This window comes from Plantactinospora sp. ZYX-F-223 (genome assembly GCF_039649625.1).
In the GTDB taxonomy this organism is placed as follows: domain Bacteria; phylum Actinomycetota; class Actinomycetes; order Mycobacteriales; family Micromonosporaceae; genus Plantactinospora.
In genome coordinates this window covers 151,038-166,597 of record NZ_JBDJAV010000019.1, presented here as the reverse complement: position 1 = coordinate 166,597, position 15,560 = coordinate 151,038, and the positions used below count along the sequence as shown (strand labels likewise).

Annotated in this window: 14 protein-coding genes and 2 pseudogenes; 9 read left to right on the top strand and 7 right to left on the bottom strand. The window is 72.8% G+C overall.

Annotated features, from left to right (window positions below; translation table 11 throughout):
- Positions 1 to 35 precede the first annotated feature (35 nt).
- Together pdxT and AAH979_RS20640 are read left to right on the top strand one after the other, a co-directional pair.
- Positions 36 to 635: a pyridoxal 5'-phosphate synthase glutaminase subunit PdxT gene (pdxT, locus tag AAH979_RS20645; RefSeq protein WP_346259759.1), complete on the top strand. Its 600-nt coding sequence runs from the start codon at positions 36 to 38 to the stop codon at positions 633 to 635.
- A 409-nt stretch (positions 636 to 1,044) separates the two neighbouring features.
- Positions 1,045 to 1,794, top strand: a complete 750-nt coding sequence (locus AAH979_RS20640; protein WP_130460350.1) for a YebC/PmpR family DNA-binding transcriptional regulator — start codon at positions 1,045 to 1,047, stop codon at positions 1,792 to 1,794.
- Positions 1,795 to 1,833: 39 nt separating this feature from the next.
- On the opposite strand, the gene tsaA is transcribed toward AAH979_RS20640, so the two are convergent.
- From tsaA to AAH979_RS20615, 5 genes are all read right to left on the bottom strand, one after another.
- Positions 1,834 to 2,268, bottom strand: coding sequence for a tRNA (N6-threonylcarbamoyladenosine(37)-N6)-methyltransferase TrmO (gene tsaA / locus AAH979_RS20635; protein ID WP_346259749.1), 435 nt, complete (start codon positions 2,266 to 2,268; stop codon positions 1,834 to 1,836).
- A 130-nt stretch (positions 2,269 to 2,398) separates the two neighbouring features.
- Positions 2,399 to 2,914, bottom strand: coding sequence for a hemerythrin domain-containing protein (locus tag AAH979_RS20630; protein WP_346259748.1), 516 nt, complete (start codon positions 2,912 to 2,914; stop codon positions 2,399 to 2,401).
- A gap of 101 nt (positions 2,915 to 3,015) precedes the next feature.
- Entirely contained in the window at positions 3,016 to 3,834 is an 819-nt protein-coding gene (locus AAH979_RS20625; RefSeq protein ID WP_346259758.1) for a protein phosphatase 2C domain-containing protein, read from the bottom strand.
- A 215-nt stretch (positions 3,835 to 4,049) separates the two neighbouring features.
- A complete protein-coding gene (locus AAH979_RS20620; protein WP_346259747.1) occupies positions 4,050 to 4,916 on the bottom strand; it encodes an NAD(P)H-binding protein in 867 nt (288 codons plus the stop codon).
- 645 nt (positions 4,917 to 5,561) lie between these two features.
- The gene (locus AAH979_RS20615) at positions 5,562 to 6,326 is read right to left on the bottom strand and encodes an SDR family oxidoreductase (protein ID WP_346259746.1); all 765 of its coding nucleotides are present in this window, start codon (positions 6,324 to 6,326) and stop codon (positions 5,562 to 5,564) included.
- A 387-nt stretch (positions 6,327 to 6,713) separates the two neighbouring features.
- Here AAH979_RS20615 and AAH979_RS20610 point away from each other — a divergent pair, with 387 nt between their 5' ends.
- Together AAH979_RS20610 and AAH979_RS20605 are read left to right on the top strand one after the other, a co-directional pair.
- On the top strand, positions 6,714 to 8,285 hold the full coding sequence (locus tag AAH979_RS20610) for an MFS transporter (protein ID WP_346259745.1): 1,572 nt from the start codon (positions 6,714 to 6,716) through the stop codon (positions 8,283 to 8,285).
- Positions 8,286 to 8,298: 13 nt separating this feature from the next.
- Positions 8,299 to 8,907: a TetR/AcrR family transcriptional regulator gene (locus AAH979_RS20605; RefSeq protein ID WP_346259744.1), complete on the top strand. Its 609-nt coding sequence runs from the start codon at positions 8,299 to 8,301 to the stop codon at positions 8,905 to 8,907.
- A gap of 205 nt (positions 8,908 to 9,112) precedes the next feature.
- Here AAH979_RS20605 and AAH979_RS20600 read toward each other — a convergent pair whose 3' ends face one another.
- Positions 9,113 to 11,065, bottom strand: a complete 1,953-nt coding sequence (locus AAH979_RS20600) for a helix-turn-helix domain-containing protein (RefSeq protein ID WP_346259743.1) — start codon at positions 11,063 to 11,065, stop codon at positions 9,113 to 9,115.
- An 18-nt stretch (positions 11,066 to 11,083) separates the two neighbouring features.
- A complete protein-coding gene (locus AAH979_RS20595) occupies positions 11,084 to 11,935 on the bottom strand; it encodes a 3-hydroxybutyrate dehydrogenase (RefSeq protein WP_346259742.1) in 852 nt (283 codons plus the stop codon).
- 213 nt (positions 11,936 to 12,148) lie between these two features.
- Here AAH979_RS20595 and ruvC point away from each other — a divergent pair, with 213 nt between their 5' ends.
- The 5 genes and pseudogenes from ruvC (at position 12,149) to ruvB (ending at position 15,428) form a co-directional block, all read left to right on the top strand.
- Positions 12,149 to 12,757, top strand: a complete 609-nt coding sequence (ruvC, locus tag AAH979_RS20590; RefSeq protein WP_346259741.1) for a crossover junction endodeoxyribonuclease RuvC — start codon at positions 12,149 to 12,151, stop codon at positions 12,755 to 12,757.
- A complete protein-coding gene (gene ruvA, locus AAH979_RS20585) occupies positions 12,754 to 13,356 on the top strand; it encodes a Holliday junction branch migration protein RuvA (protein WP_346259740.1) in 603 nt (200 codons plus the stop codon). Before ruvC ends, ruvA begins: the two co-directional genes overlap by 4 nt.
- Positions 13,353 to 13,556: pseudogene (locus tag AAH979_RS20580) on the top strand (Holliday junction branch migration DNA helicase RuvB); the annotation flags it as partial. The gene ruvA and the pseudogene AAH979_RS20580, both read left to right, overlap by 4 nt.
- 219 nt (positions 13,557 to 13,775) lie before the next feature.
- Positions 13,776 to 14,372 (top strand): annotated as a pseudogene (locus AAH979_RS20575) (LAGLIDADG family homing endonuclease); the annotation flags it as partial.
- A 9-nt stretch (positions 14,373 to 14,381) separates the two neighbouring features.
- Positions 14,382 to 15,428, top strand: a complete 1,047-nt coding sequence (gene ruvB, locus AAH979_RS20570) for a Holliday junction branch migration DNA helicase RuvB (protein WP_346259757.1) — start codon at positions 14,382 to 14,384, stop codon at positions 15,426 to 15,428.
- Positions 15,429 to 15,560 lie beyond the last annotated feature (132 nt).

Here is a 15,560-nt window from a genome sequence, read left to right as displayed (position 1 = left end):
GCGGGTTGGTGAGCGCGAGGAGTGAGCCGGCGGGGGTGACGGTCGGCGTCCTGGCGCTACAGGGCGACGTACGCGAGCATCTGGCCGCGCTGACCGCCGCGGGTGCGGCGGCGCGGCCGGTCCGCCGGCCGGAGGAGCTGGAACAGGTCGACGGCCTGGTGATCCCGGGCGGCGAGTCGACCACCATCAGCAAGCTGGCCGAGACGTTCGACCTGCTCGACCCGATCCGCAAGCGCGTCGGCGCGGGCATGCCGGTCTACGGCTCCTGCGCCGGAATGATCATGTTGGCGACCGAGGTGCTGGACGGCCGCCCCGACCAGCAGAGCTTCGGCGGCATCGAGATGACCGTCCGGCGGAACGCGTTCGGCCGGCAGGTCGACTCCTTCGAGGCGCCGGTGGAGATCGCCGGTATTCCCGGCCCGAGTTTCCACGCCGTCTTCATCCGGGCCCCCTGGGTCGAGCGGGTCGCCGACGGGGTGGAGGTGCTCGGGCGGGTGAGCGACGGCCCGGCGGCCGGCCGGATCGTCGCGGTCCGGCAGGGGAACGCGGTCGCCACCGCCTTCCATCCGGAACTGACCGGCGACCGGCGCCTGCACCGGTGGTTCGTCGACCTGGTGCGCCGAACGGCCGCCTGATGCTCCGGGAGGCGACCGCCTGACCGGGACCGGCACCGGCTCGGCCGCCGGTGTCACCGGCTGGTCGGGTGGTTCACCGACCCGCCCGGTGGGTCACACCTCGGCGCGGAGTACCAGCCAGGGGTGCCGGGAATCCCCCATTGGGTCCGTGCGGCGGTGCCGGCCCGGCAGATGGAACGGGACGCGCCGCGACGCGGTGCCGGTGGGACCTGACAGCGACCGGTCCGGCGCCGGTAGGATTGCCGGGTTCGGCCGGGACAGTCTGCTCGTGATCGCCTGCCACCCCAGAGCCAACCGACCGAGGTCGTGCTGGTTGTCGTCCTCTGGGTGATACGCAGGGTTGGTCGGGATCATCGGGAAGATGAGCGGGCGGTCGTGTATCGAGGCGTGTTGACGACGGAGGTTACAGATGTCCGGCCACTCAAAGTGGGCGACGACGAAGCACAAGAAGGCGGTCATCGACGCCAAGCGCGGCAAGATGTTCGCCAAGCTCATCAAGAACGTCGAGGTCGCGGCGCGCACCGGCGGTGGTGACCCGGCCGGTAACCCGACCCTCTTCGACGCCATCCAGAAGGCGAAGAAGAACTCGGTGCCGAACGACAACATCGACCGCGCCGTCAAGCGCGGCTCCGGCCTGGAGGCTGGAGGCGCCGACTGGCAGACGGTGATGTACGAGGGGTACGCCCCGGGCGGCGTCGCGCTGTTGATCGAGTGCCTGACCGACAACCGCAACCGTGCCGCGACCGAGGTACGCACCGCGCTGACCCGCAACGGCGGTTCGCTGGCGGATGCGGGCTCGGTGTCGTACATGTTCTCCCGCAAGGGCGTCGTGATCGTGCCGAAGGCGGGGCTCTCCGAGGACGACGTGCTGCTCGCCGTACTCGACGCCGGGGCCGAGGAGGTCAACGACCTGGACGAGGCGTTCGAGGTGGTCTCCGAGCCCGGTGACCTGATCGCCGTGCGGACCGCGTTGCAGGACGCCGGCATCGACTACGAGTCGGCCGAGTCGTCTCTGGTGCCCAGCGTCACCGTGCCGCTGGACGAGGAAGGCGCCCGCAAGGTCTTCAAGCTGATCGACGCGCTGGAGGACTCCGACGACGTGCAGAACGTCTACGGCAACTTCGACGTCTCCGACGAGGTCATGGCGGCGGTCGGCTGAGCCGGCCACCCCGGCCGGTTAGCGCCGGCCTGTGCCGGGTCAGCGTTCGGTGTCGCGGTCGAGTACCGGCTTCACGTCCAGGATCGGGGTGCCGTCCAGCGCCTCCAGGTCGCGTACCCGGATCCGGAGGTCGTCGATCTCCAGCAGGTGCACCCGGTGCAGGCCGATCGGGTTGGGCCGGTCCGGGGAGCGGGTGCTGAAGACGCCGGTCGGCGGCCGGGTCAGGTCGCCCCGGGGATGCACCACCAGCACGTCCCGGCGGGACCGGTCGAACCAGGTCAGCAGGATGACGTCGGTGCCGGGGCGGAGATCGCGCAGACCGTCGCGTACCGCCGGGTCGAAGACCAGCCACGCCTCGGGTGCGCCCTCGTCGCCCTGCCGGGGTGCCGAGGCCCGGTCGACCAGCGGTGACTCGACCCGCCCGATCGGGGCCAGGCCGACCCTGGTCGGTGTGCTGCCGGAACCGTCCGTCACGCCTCGCTCCTTCCCGCGCGGTTGGCCGAGCCTACCGGGCAGGGCGGTGCCCCGTCGCTTCGTGTGCTGTTACTGCCCCTTGTGCTGCTGCCCCTTCAGGGGTGTACCAACAGGCACCATCGCCGCTGGCTCAGGCGTCCTGGTCGGAGTGGAGGAAGGCCGGACGGTTCCTGCGCCAGTCGGGCAGGTCCAGGGAGTTGAGCACGGAGACGAGCTTCTTCTCCTCGTACGTGAAGTGCGTCTCCATGATGGCCGACAGTCCCTCCAACTCGGCCCGTACCCGGATCGCGGTGGCCGGGTCGGGTTCTGCCGGCAACTCGCGCAGCAGCTTCTCCAGGTTGCCGAGGATCCAGTCGATCCGGTTGTGGTCGGTCTTCAGTTCGGTGATCACCTGGCGCAGTTCGGGGAACTCGTCGGCGATCACCGGGAACGGCCCGCCGTCCTCGCCGGTGTGGTGCCGGGTCAGCGCCGTGCAGAAGGCGAGGCAGTGCACGCGCAGGTCGCGGGGCGGAGGGCCGTCGCCCGCGAAATACCCGTCGACGTTGTCCCGCAGCTCCGCCAGCAGCTCGCGGAGCCAGATGTGTACCTCGATCAATTGGTTGCCGAAGGCGGTGAGGCGACTGCTCGCCTCGTCACCGGTTGCCATGCTCCTCCAGAGGTCGTCCGTCCGCGTGCCGCCGGCCGCACGGACGGACAGCCAGTATGCCTGCTCCGGCCCGCCCACGTCCGCGTGGCCGGTCCGGGGGTCTACCGGTCGCCGGGGAATGGAGAGGGGCTTTCGGCGAGGTCGGTGCAGTGCGCGAGGGTGGCATCGTCGGCCGCCACTGCCTGGCGGGCTTCCGCCTCCCGGACGCGGCGGATGATCGTGGCGGGTCCGCTCGATGCGAGGACCGCCAGCACCTCCGGCCAGCCGGCGAGCCGGAACCGGTCGACGATCCGGCTGGCTCCGTTGCTGAGCAGGACGGCACCGGTCAGTTCCGAGACGGGTCGGCTTTCGACGACCGCCTCGGCCGCCGCCCGGGGATCGTCCTTGGCCACCCAGTAGCCGCCCGGCTGGTTGCGGTTGGCGCGCAGCACGGCGATGCCGTCGCGGCGGACCTGTTCGTACTCTGCGCTGCCCTCCGCCGCGGCTTCCAGCGCGGACCGGTACGGCCGGGCCATCGTCACCTCCCGGGGATCGGAGACGACCAGCGGCACGCCGGCTCGGTCGAGAACGAGGACCGAGTCGCCGAGCACGAGGTAGTCGGCCCAGCCGTCGCAAAGGCGCAGGATCGCCACGGTTGCCCAGGGGCTGCGGGGGTCAGCGAGGTCGCAGGTGTCCCGGTGGGCGCCCGCCACCCGCTCGATCGCCTCGGCCAGCAGCGCCGCAACGGGTCGGTCGCCGTCGGGTGACAACAGGCCGAGCAGTTCCACTCCCAGCCGGCGGGCATACCAGGCCGCGCCGTGCCGGCAGACCAGTTCGCTCCCGGAAACCCCACCGGCACCGTCGATCAGCACGGCCGCCGTGGGGACGGCGCCGACGAAGTCCTCGTTGCCGCGGCCGGTCCGGGCCGCGGCACTTGCCATCGTCACCCGCACGTCCCGCCGCCTTCCGCCGGAGCCGTCGACCGGCTAGGTGAACCGGCCGTGCGGAGCGGTCCATCTGAAGAAGCCACATGAGACAAGCGTCCACGAGGATACCCGGCACTCGCTGGTGCGGGGTCTTCGTGATCGCGGAACGTGTGGCCCGCCCAGACGTGCCGAACGCTCCGGGATCACGGCTGCCCGCAGCCGTGCGGGGGTCAGCGGAAGTCGGCGGCGTGGTCGTGTGCCCACTGGGCGAACGTACGGGCGGGGCGCCCGGTCACCGCTTCCGCGGTGGGCAGCGGCCCGTACGCCCCGAGGTCCAGCTCCGCCATGGACGCCGGATCGGAGTCGTTGCCCGAGTAGTCCTCGAAGCCGAGCAGGAAGTCGGCGTTGTCCGCGGCGAAGCCGCCCTGTGCCCGGTAGATCTCCCTGGCCCGCTCGGGCGTCACCACCTCCAGCCGGACGTCCCGGCCGATCGCCGAGGCGATCGCCCGCACCTGCTCCCGTCGGGTGATCAGCTCCGGCCCGTTCAGGTCGTACGCCCGGCCCTGATGCCCGTCGGCCAGCAGGGCGGTGACGGCGACCTCGGCGATGTCGCGTTCGTGCACCGGGCACCACGCCACGTCCGGGAAGGGCTCGCGGACCACGCTCTCGGCACGGATGGACGGCCCCCAGAGCCAGACCTTGTTGAGCATGAACTCGCCTGGCCGGACATGCGTCCACTCCAGCCCCGACTCCTCGACGGCCCGCTCCACGGGCAGGTGGAAATCGGTGTCGAAGCCGCCGGTGACCGCGCCGGAGGAGAGTACGACGATCCGGCGTACCCCGGCGAGCTTCGCCTGGGCGACCACCTCGCGGGCGGTATGGGCGACCGGGAAGAGGTACATCCGCTCGACGTCGTCGAATGTGGACCGCAACGTCGTCGGGTCGGCGAGGTCGCCGCGTACCACCTCGACGCCGTCGGGGAAGCTGGCCGACCCAGGGTCGCGGGTCAGCGCGCGTACCCGTACGCCCGTCTCGACCAACTGGGCGACCACGAGTCGGCCCACGCTTCCGGTGGCGCCGGTGACCAGGATCGACATGAATTCTCCCTCTGTTCGGTCTGGGTGTCGGCGGGCACGCGGGATCGCGCGTCGTCAGGACGCGTCACGACAGGAATTGTTGACAGTCGATCCCGTGCCCGGGCTCGAAGACGACTCATCTTTACCTGCCCAGTGCGGGAATGGCAAACGCGAACAAGGTGTTCACGTTCGCTCTGACCTGCGGAAACGTCATCGGGGGCGGGTGCCGGTGCCGAGGGATTTCCGGGGGATCCGGGTTCGTCCGCGCCGCCGTCGAGGCGCCGACTCCGCAGGTGTTCCAGTCGGTGTCCAGTCCTCGTCCAGTGCTGGTCGCGACGCTGACGTCAGGCGTACCGGAAAGGGGTGGTCCGATGACGACCTCGCGCTCGGACGGGTTCGGTGCGGCGCTGGTGGCGGCGGGCCTGGCCATGGCCGGCACGCTGGTCGCCGGCCCCACCGCCACCGCCGTGACCACCGCTCGGCCGGACCGCGAGGTGGGGAGCGGGAGCACGGGCGGGAGCACGGGCGGGGCAGCTCGACAGGATGCGCGGCAGGAACCGTCCCCGTCCCCGGCCACCACCGCCGCACCGGACACCCCGGAACCCCGGCCCGCCGGTTCGGGAACCGGAGCAGGCCGGGGTAACCGGATCGGGTCGGATGACCGGTTCAGACGGTGAAGCCGCCGTCGACGTTGATCGTCGCCCCGGTGACGTACGAGCTGTCGGCGCCGGCCACCCAGGCGACCGTCGCCGCGATCTCGGCCGGCGCGGCGTACCGGCGGACGGCGGTGAAGTCGCGGATGGTCTCCGCCATCGGGCCGTCGGCCGGATTCGAGTCGGTGTCGGTCGGGCCGGGGTTGACCAGGTTGACCGTGATGCCCTGGGGCCCGAGATCCCGGGCGAGTCCCTTGGTCAGTCCGGTCAGCGCGGTCTTGCTCATCGAATAGAGCGCGAAGCCCGGAAACGCCGCCCGTTCGGCCATGTTGCTGCCGATGGTGATGATCCGTCCACCGTCGACCATGTGCCGGGCCGCCGCCTGGGCGGCGACGAACGGCGCCCGGACGTTCACCGCCACGCTCCGCTCGAACTCGGCGAGCCCCACCTCCACCGCCGGCCCGACGAGAAACGCCCCGGCGTTGTTGACCAGTACGTCGAGTCGGCCGAACTCGCCGGCCGCCCGCTCCACCGCCGAGACGACGGCCGCCGGGTCGGCGCTGTCCGCCTGGATCGCCAGCCCGCGCCGGCCGATCGCCTTGATCCGGTCCAGCACCGCGCCGGCCGCCTCGGCATTCTGCTGGTAGGTCAGCGCCACGTCCGCACCGTCCTGGGCCAGCCGGACCGCCACCGCCGCACCGATGCCCCGGCTGCCGCCGGTGACAAACGCTACTTTTCCATCCAGAACACTGCTCTTTACTGAAATAACCTCGCTCATGCCACCCATCGTGATCGGACGCCGAGCCGCCGTCTGGCGGCGATCGGACGCCTCGTTCCGCCGGCACCGAACGTGGTCACCAGTGGACCGCCGAGCGCGGCGCCGAGCGGTGTCGCGGCGGTGATGACCGCGCCCCGGGCGGCGAGTATCGCCGGCGGGTCCGCCGGGTCGCGCGGTCGGAGAAGGGCGGCGGGGTTATCCGTACAAGGCGGTACGCCCTGTCGGGGCAGGCGCGCCCTGGGGCCACGGCGGAGGCCGGGGTGAGGCGGGTCACAATACGATACGGAACGGTGCCGTTTCGGTTCTGAGCTGACTATCGTCGGTGCGGTCAAGAAACTTCCCCGCAGCCGAATCCGGCGATGCGGGGTCTCGGGGGGACACCACGGCATGGAGTTAACGGAAAACACCGGGCACCCGAGGCGCTGGGCCATTCTCGGCGTGCTCGTGGTCAGCCTGCTGGTGATCGTGCTGGACAACACGGTCCTGAACGTCGCACTGCGCACCCTGGCCGACCCGGTGCACGGCCTCGGCGCCAGCCAGGGCCAACTGGAATGGTCCATCAACTCGTACACCCTGGTCTTCGCCGGGCTGCTGTTCACCTTCGGCGTGCTCGGCGACCGGTACGGGCGGAAGTGGTTCCTACTGGTCGGCCTGGCGATCTTCGGACTCGCCTCGCTGCTGTCGGCGTACGCGCAGAGCCCGGGGCAACTGATCGGGGCCCGGGCGCTGATGGGCTTCGGGGCCGCCGCCGTGATGCCGGTGACCCTGTCGATCATCTCGAACGTCTTCGACCCCCGGGAGCGCGGTCGCGCGATCGGGGTCTGGGCCGGCGCGATCGGCCTCGGCGTGGCGATCGGCCCGGTGCTGGGCGGCCTGCTGCTGGAGAACTACTGGTGGGGGTCGGTCTTCCTGATCAACGTCCCGGTGGTGCTGATCGGGCTGGTCGCGGTGGCCCTGCTGGTGCCCGACTCGCGGGACCCGAAGCCGGGCCGGATCGACGTGATCGGCGTACTGCTCTCGGTGATCGGTCTGGTCGCGCTCTCGTACGGGATCATCGACGGTGGCGAGCACGGCTTCGGCCGGCCGCTGATCTGGGCGTCGATCGTCGGCGGCCTGGCCGTACTGGCCGCCTTCGTGGCCTGGGAGCGCCGGGTCGAGTTCCCGTCCCTGGACGTACGGCTGTTCCGGGTACCCCGGTTCGCCGCTCCGGTCGCGGTGATCGGCCTGGTCTTCTTCGCCGCCATGGGCGTGATGTTCTTCAGCGCGTTCTACCTCCAGCTCGTCCGGGGCTACAGCCCGCTGGAGACCGGCCTGCTGATGCTGCCGTTCGCCGTCGCCCAACTGGTCTTCGCACCGCGCAGCGCGACCATGGTCAAGCGGTACGGCGGCAAGGCCGTGGCGGTGACCGGGCTGGCGCTCACCTCGGCGGCGCTGGTGGCGTTCGCCTTCGCCACCGCCACCACCCCGATCTGGATCATCGGGCTGATCTTCTTCGTCCAGGGCGTCGGGATGGCCAACATCATGCCGCCGGCGACCGAGTCGATCATGTCGGCGCTGCCCCGGGAGAAGGCCGGGGTCGGTTCGGCGGTCAGCAACACCGTCCGCCAGGTGGCCGGTGCGCTCGGCGTCGCGGTGCTCGGCTCGGTGCTCTCCGGGGTCTACCGGGACCAGATCGAGCCGGCGGCCCGCGCGCTGCCGGCGCCGGTCCGGGACGCCGCGTCCGAGTCGGTCTCCGGGGCGTACGCGGTCGCGGAGCGGCTCGGGGGTCCGGCCGGCTCGGCGGTGACCAGCGCGGCCAACGACGCCTTCGTCTCGGCCATGCACTGGGCCAGCGGGATCTCGGCGGTGGTCGCCGCCCTCGGCATCCTGGTGGTGCTCCGCTGGCTGCCCGGCCGCACGGCCGAGGAGCAGCTGCTGCCGCCGGAGCCGGTGGCCGATCCCGAACTGGTCGCCGCCTGACCAGCAGGGGACAATGGTTAACGTGACCGAAACGATGGATGCTCCGCGGGCGCCAGGACGCCCGCGGAGCATTCGCGCGGACGAGGCGATCCTGGAAGCGGCGCTCGACCTGCTCGCCGAGGGCAGCAGCATCGAGACGCTGTCGATCGAGGCGATCGCCGCGCGGGCCGGCGTGGGCAAGGCGACCATCTACCGGCGCTGGACCGGCAAGGAGGCCCTGCTCCAGGACGCGCTGCGCCGGCTGAAGCCGCCACCGCCGCCACCGCCCGGCCGGTCCGTACGCGAGGACCTGATCGCGCTGGTCGGCAACACCGGGCACAACCCGGACCCCCGGATGCGGCAGATCATGCCCTGCCTGATGCCCACGATCAGCCGCAGCCCGGAGCAGTACCGGCTCTATCAGGAGCTGGTCGAGCCGCGGCGGCGGATGATCCGCGAGGTGCTGCGCCGGGGGATCGACCTCGGCGAGCTGCGGGCCGACCTCGACGTCGAGCTCACCCTCTCGCTGCTCACCGCCCCGTTGCTGATGCAGCGGCTGCTCCGCGCCCAGCCCGAGCTGGACGAGCGCGACCTGCCGGCGCGGGTCGTCGACGCGGTCATCGCCGGCATCGCCGCCCGCTGAGCCACCCCGCATCGCCGCCCGCCCAGTGGCCGGTGCGTCCGGTCGGCGTCCGCTCGTCGTCATCGCCGGCATCGCCGCCCGCTGAGCCACCCCGCATCGCCGCCCGCCGAGTGGCCGGTGCGTCCGGTCGGCGTCCGCTCGTCGCCCGGCGGGTCCGGCGCGCGCGAGCCACCGCTGGGCGGTGGCGCCCCGGGCGGCGGCGCTGTCAGGGCAGTTCGGGCCGGGCGTCCGCCGCGACCCGGCCGGACGAGGCGCGCAGCCGGTGTAGCCGCAGCGCGAGCTGCACCTCCAGTGCCCGCTCCGGTTTCTGCCACTCCGGCCCCAGTAGCTGCCCGACCCGGTCCAGCCGCTGGGTCACCGTGTTGACGTGCACGTGCAGCACCTCCGCCGCCCGGGCCAGGCTGCCACCGACCCCGAAGTACGCCTCCAGGGTCTTCACCAGCGCGGTCCCCCGGCGGGCGTCGTAGTCGACCACCGGGCCGACGGTGTCGACCAGGAACCGGGCCACCTCCCGGTCGCCGCCGGACTCGACCGCGCCCAGCAGCAGCCCGACGAAGCCGAGCTCGGCGCTGCCGGCACCCTCGCCGGCCCGGCCCAGCGCGCGCAGCGCGGTCAGGCAGCGCTCCGCCTCCCGGGCCGCACCGACCAGCGAGGCAGGTCCGGTCGCCGGCCCGCCCGCTCCGGCGGTGACCGGCCGGCCCAGCGCCCGGGACAGGTCCCGGACCACGGTCCGGGCCGCCGCACCGGCGTCGCCGCCCGGCAGCATCAGCACCGCCCGGCCGTCCCGGGCCGCCGCCAGGCCGCCGTGGGCCGAGGCGTACGTGCTGGCCCACGAGGTGACCCGCTGCCGCGACGAGGTACTGCCGGCCATCGCGTCGTCACCGACCGCGACGAGCACGTGCGGGGCGTCCAGGTCCACGCCGAGCCGGCGGGCCCGGCCGCGCAGCGCGGCGACGTCGAGTACCGGCCGGGCGATCAGGTCGTCGAGCAGTTCGCCCCGGACCCGTCCCTCCGCCTCGGCGACCGTCTGCCGGAACAGCAGCAGCAGCGCGGTGACCAGGGCCGCCCGCTCCAGGATCCGCTGGTCGGCGTCGACCAGCTCCTCCTCCGGGCGGGAGACCAGGGCGCCGAGGTTCTCCGTACCGGCGACCACGGCGGCGTACCAGAGGTCGCCCCGGCGCACGCTGCGCCCCTCGGTACGCGACGCCACCACCGCCTCGTCCAGCGCCGCCCGGTCCGGCTCGCCGATCTCGCCGACCCGGGCCAGTGTCCGGCCCTCGGCGTCCAGCGCCAGCAGCGCCCCGCCGAGCACCTCGGTCACCGCCGCCGCCACGTCCTCCACCCCGCCGCCGCGCAGCACCAGCGAGGTCATCCGGTCGTGCGCGGCGGCGGCCCGTTCCACCGACGCGCTGTGTGCCTGGATCGTGGAGTTGGCCGCCGACAGTTCCGCCAGCGCGGCCCGGGTCTCGGCGAGCAGCCGGGCGGTGTCGATCGCCACCGCGGCGTGCGCGGCCAGCGAGAGCAACAGCGACACCTCCTCCCGGGCGAACGGCCGGGCCGACCGGTTGGCGGCGTAGAGCACCCCGATCACCCGGGAGCCGAGCCGCAGCGGTACCCCGAGGATGGCGACCAGCCCCTCCTCGCCGACCCCGGCGTCGATCTCCCCGGTGTGGTGGAACCGGGCGTCCTCCGGATAGTTCGCGGTCGCGTACGGGCTGCCGGTCTGCGCCACCAGCCCGCCGAGTCCGGCGCCCATCGGCAGCCGCAGCCCCTGGAACCGCGCCGAGATCGAGCCGTCGGTGACCCGCATGTACGTGTCGCCCCGGTCGTCGTCGACCAACGTCATGTACGCCACGTCGGTGCCGAGCAGGTGCCGGGCCCGGTGCACGATCGCCCGGAGTACGTCGTCCGAGTCGCGCAGCCCGGCGAGGTCGCTGGCGGTGTCGTACAGGCCGGAGAGTTCCGCCTCGCGCCGCCGCCGCCGTTCCAGCAGGGCGCGTACCCGCAGCGCCACCACCTTCGCCGCCTCCAGTTCGGCGAGCCGGTCGGCGGGGACCCCGGCGGCCCGGGCGGCCACCAGCGGCCCCTCGAACTCGACCGGAGCGGCCTCCCGGGCGAGGAGCTCCAGAAACTCGATCGGCGAGGACACGGGGTTCATTCTGCGGGAGGCGCCGGGTCAGTTCGCCGTCCAGCCCCCGTCGAGGGGGATCGAGGCGCCGGTGAGGAAGGAGGCGGCGGGGGAGCAGAGGTAGGCGACCAGTTCGGCGACCTCCTCCGGCTCGATCAACCGCTTGATCGCCGCCCGGGCCAGCATGATCCGCTCCACCACCTCGGTCTCGGCGATGCCGTGCGCGCTCGCCTGCGCGGCGATCTGCCCCTCGACCAGCGGTGTCCGGACGTACGCCGGGTTGACGCAGTTGGCCGTCACGCCGTGCGCCGCCCCCTCCAGGGCGACCACCTTCGACAGCCCCTCCAGGGCGTGCTTCGCGGAGACGTACGCCGACTTGAACGGCGAGGCGAGCAGCCCGTGCACCGAGGAGATGTTGACGATCCGGCCCCACTGGCGGGCGTACATGTGCGGCAGCGCGCGCCGGACGATCAGGAAGGGCGCCGTCACCATCACCCGGTGCAGGTGGTCGAAGCGTTCCGGCGGGAACTCGTCGACCGGCGCCACGTGTTGCAGCCCGGCGTTGTTGACCACGACGTCCAACTCGGGATCGATCCGGTCGGCGGCGCCGGGATCGGCGAGGTCCAGCCCGAGCGCCCGACCGCCGATCTCGGCGGCGACCGCCTCGGCCCGGTCGGCGTCCCGGTCCAACACGGTCACCTTGGCGCCGGCCGCGGCCAGCCGGACGGCACAGGCCCGGCCGATGCCGCTGGCACCGCCGGTTACCAGGGCGGTCCGCCCGGACAGGTCGAGCCGGACGACCTGCGGGAGGCGCGGATCGGCGCCGGTCGCGCCCGGCGCCCCGGCCTCCTGCTGCCGCCGTCGCGCGGCCTGGTCGTCCCGACCGGGTTCTACCGTCATGGCCGAAAAAGCTACGAGCCAACCGGGCGGCGGCACATGGGCGGCGGCCACATACTCCGGTACCGGCCTATGTGGCGGGCTGCGGCACCCGGACGACCGCGGCCGGGCCCGGGGTCTGATGATCGGGTACGGGCGTGTCGACGTTTCCGGCTCCGGCCCAGGCCAGTAGGGTGTCGAACACACGTACGTGCTGCGGCACGGGGAGGGGGCGGCGTGCGGGTGCTGGGCGTCGACCCGGGGCTGACCCGGTGCGGGGTCGGCGTGGTCGAGGGCGTACCCGGCCGGCCGTGCACCCTGGTGGCCTACTACGTCGTCTACACCGACCCGGCCGACGAGCTGCCGCTGCGGCTGCTGCACCTGGACACCGAACTGGCCCGGCTGGTGGCCGAGCACCGGCCGCAGAGTGTGGCGGTGGAACGGGTCTTCAGCCAGCACAACGTGCGGACGGTGATGGGCACCGCGCAGGCCAGCGCGGTGGCGGTGCTGGCCGGGGCCCGGGCCGGGCTGCCGGTGCAGACGTACACCCCGAGCGAGGTCAAGGCGGCGGTCACCGGTTCCGGCCAGGCGGACAAGGCGCAGATGATGTCGATGGTCACCCGGCTGCTGCGGCTGGCCGAGCCGCCCCGGCCGGCCGACGCCGCCGACGCGCTGGCGCTGGCGATCTGCCACATCTGGCGCGGCGGCACCCGAGCGAGGATCGCGGAGGCGGCCAGCGCGGTCCGGCAGCGCACGGCGGCGGCCGCGTCCCGGGACGGCGCCCGTTCCGGTACGCCCCGGCGGGCCGCCCGGCCGGGCTCGAAGCGACAGGGAGGAACGGGATGATCGCGAGTGTCCGGGGCGTGGTCGCCGGGCTGTCCCCGGACGGCGCGGTGATCGAGGTCGGCGGGGTGGGGCTGGCGGTGCAGTGCGCGCCGGGCACCCTGGCCGGGCTGCGGGTCGGCTCGCCCGCCCGGCTCGCCACCAGCCTGGTGGTCCGGGAGGACTCGCTGACCCTCTACGGCTTCGCCGACGACGACGAGAAGCAGCTCTTCGAGCTGCTCCAGACCGCCAGCGGGGTCGGCCCCCGGTTGGCCCAGGCGGTTCTCGCCGTGCATGCCCCCGACGTGGTGCGCAAGGCGATCGCGAACGCCGACACCGGCACCCTGACCCGGGTACCCGGGATCGGCAAGAAGGGGGCCGAGCGGCTGGTGCTGGAGTTGCGTGACCGGATCGGCCCGGTCCCGGTCGGCCCGGACGGCGCGGCGGGAGTCACCGGCGGAGCCTGGCCGGAGCAGGTGCGGCAGGCGCTGGTCGGGCTCGGCTGGACGGCGGCCCAGGCCGACCAGGCGGTGGCGGCGGTGGCGGAGACGATCGACGGCGCGGCCCCGCCGGTGCCGGTCCTGTTGAAGCAGGCCATCCGGCTGCTGGGCAGGACCCGGTGACCGACGCGGAGGGGCTGGTCTCGGCGTACGCCAGCGACGCCGAGCGGGACGCCGAGGTCACGGTACGCCCGAAACGGCTCGCCGACTTCATCGCCCAGCACCGGGTACGCGACCAGCTCGACCTGCTGCTGCGCGGCGCGATGGGCCGGGGCAGCCCGCCGGACCATATTCTGCTGTCAGGCCCACCTGGCCTCGGTAAGCCGGTCTCGGTCGAGGCTCTGGTGCTGCTCGCCGACGGCACCCGACGCCGGCTGGGCGACATCGTGCCGGGCGACCGCGTGATCACCCGCACCGGGCGTCCGGCGCTGGTCGAGGCCGTGCACGAGCAGGGGGAACTCGACTGCGTGCGGATCCGGACGAGCAGCGGCCGGGAGGTGGTGGCGGCTCCGGACCACCCGTTCTGGACTACGGACGGGTGGATGAAAGCCGGCGACCTGACCGACCGGGACGTGTTGGCGAACGTGTTGCGTCCCGAGCTGGCGGCCGGCGGCGCCGAGTCGACCGACGAGTTCCGGTTGGCCGGTTACCTGATCGGCGACGGCTGTACGTCGAACCAGGTCACCTTCACCGGAAGCGACCCGGACGTGCTGGACGACTTCCGGTCGGTGTGTGACCGGCTCGGTCATCCGCACCGGACCCGGCCGAACAGCGCCCGCAGTTCCCTCGTCCGGATTTCCGGGCTGCGGGGCTGGCTTGCCGAGCACGGGCTGCTGGACAAGACGGCCTGGCACAAGCGGGTCCCGCCCTTCGTCTACCGGGGCGACGAGTGGCAGGTGGGCGCCTTCCTCGGGGCGTACTTCGCCTGTGACGGGTCGGTGAACCGGCGGGGGCGTGACCGGTACGACGTGGTGGTCGAGTTCTACAGCGTCTCGTACGGGCTGCTCCAGGACGTGCAGCACCTGCTGCTGCGGCTCGGGGTCCAGTCCCGGCTGAAGCTCAAGCGGGGCAGCTACCAGGGGCGGCCGCACGAGTCGTGGCGGCTGAGCGTCACCAGCCAGGACGACGTCGCGCGGTTCGTCGAGCGGATCACCGTGCTCGGCGAGCGTGGCCGGCGGCTGGCGGAGTGGGCGCCCCGTCGGGACCGGTTCGAGGAGAGTCTCGCCGCCGACCGGGTCGCCTCGGTCGAGCCGGCCGGACTCCATCCGTGCCGGTGTCTCACCGTCGCCGACGACCACACCTTCACCGTCAACGATCTGGTCGTGCACAACACGACCCTGGCGAACATCGTCGCCGCCGAGCTGGGTGCGGGGATCCGGGTGACCAGCGGTCCGGCGATCGAGCGCTCCGGTGACCTCGCCGCGATCCTGACCAGCCTGTCCGAGGGCGACGTGCTCTTCATCGACGAGATCCACCGGATCGCCAAGCCGGCCGAGGAGCTGCTCTACAGCGCGATGGAGGACTTCCGGGTCGACGTGGTGGTGGGCAAGGGGCCGGGCGCGACCGCGATCCCGCTGGACGTCGAGCCGTTCACCCTGGTCGGCGCGACCACCCGGTCCGGGCTGTTGACCGGCCCGATGCGGGACCGGTTCGGCTTCGTCGCGCACCTCGACTTCTACTCCGCGGACGAGCTGGACGTGCTGCTCCAGCGGTCGGCGCGGATCCTGGGGGTGCCGATCACCGAGGGCGGTTCGGCGGAGATCGCCGGCCGGTCCCGGGGTACGCCCCGGATCGCCAACCGGCTGCTCCGCCGGGTACGCGACTTCGCCGAGGTCCGGGCGGACGGGACGGTGACCCGGGAGACCGCGCGGGCGGCGCTGCGGGTCTACGACGTGGACGAGCTGGGGCTGGACCGGCTGGACCGGGCGGTGTTGACCGCGCTGGTCGACTCGTTCCGGGGCGGTCCGGTGGGGCTCTCGACCCTGGCGGTGGCGGTGGGGGAGCAGCCGGACACCGTCGAGGAGGTCTGCGAGCCCTTCCTGGTCCGGGCCGGTCTGCTGGCCCGTACGCCCCGGGGACGGGTGGCCACCGAGGCCGCTTGGCGACACTTGGGGCGCAATCCGCCAAATGGTACATTTGGTGCGAGCGGGCCCGCGGTGCCCGACCTCTTCTCCGCAGGGTCCCAGGAGGTGTGATTCGTTCGTGATCTGTGCCGCATTCGGTGTTCTCAGGTGCAGGGACTAGACTCGCCGCGTTTGTACAGGACGTGAGTTCCTGCCTCCGCTCCGGCATGCTCATGCCGCGACGAGGCCGATGGGAAGGTCGTA

Excerpts from the sequence above, each read along its gene's own strand:
- AAH979_RS20640 (WP_130460350.1), top strand. The coding sequence starts at position 1,045 with ATGTCCGGCCACTCAAAGTGGGCGACGACGAAGCACAAGAAGGCGGTC.
- AAH979_RS20630 (WP_346259748.1), bottom strand. The coding sequence starts at position 2,914 with ATGGCAACCGGTGACGAGGCGAGCAGTCGCCTCACCGCCTTCGGCAAC.
- AAH979_RS20625 (WP_346259758.1), bottom strand. The coding sequence starts at position 3,834 with ATGGCAAGTGCCGCGGCCCGGACCGGCCGCGGCAACGAGGACTTCGTC.
- AAH979_RS20620 (WP_346259747.1), bottom strand. The coding sequence starts at position 4,916 with ATGTCGATCCTGGTCACCGGCGCCACCGGAAGCGTGGGCCGACTCGTG.
- AAH979_RS20615 (WP_346259746.1), bottom strand. The coding sequence starts at position 6,326 with ATGAGCGAGGTTATTTCAGTAAAGAGCAGTGTTCTGGATGGAAAAGTA.
- AAH979_RS20610 (WP_346259745.1), top strand. The coding sequence starts at position 6,714 with ATGGAGTTAACGGAAAACACCGGGCACCCGAGGCGCTGGGCCATTCTC.
- AAH979_RS20605 (WP_346259744.1), top strand. The coding sequence starts at position 8,299 with ATGGTTAACGTGACCGAAACGATGGATGCTCCGCGGGCGCCAGGACGC.
- AAH979_RS20600 (WP_346259743.1), bottom strand. The coding sequence starts at position 11,065 with ATGAACCCCGTGTCCTCGCCGATCGAGTTTCTGGAGCTCCTCGCCCGG.
- AAH979_RS20595 (WP_346259742.1), bottom strand. The coding sequence starts at position 11,935 with ATGACGGTAGAACCCGGTCGGGACGACCAGGCCGCGCGACGGCGGCAG.
- ruvA (WP_346259740.1), top strand. The coding sequence starts at position 12,754 with ATGATCGCGAGTGTCCGGGGCGTGGTCGCCGGGCTGTCCCCGGACGGC.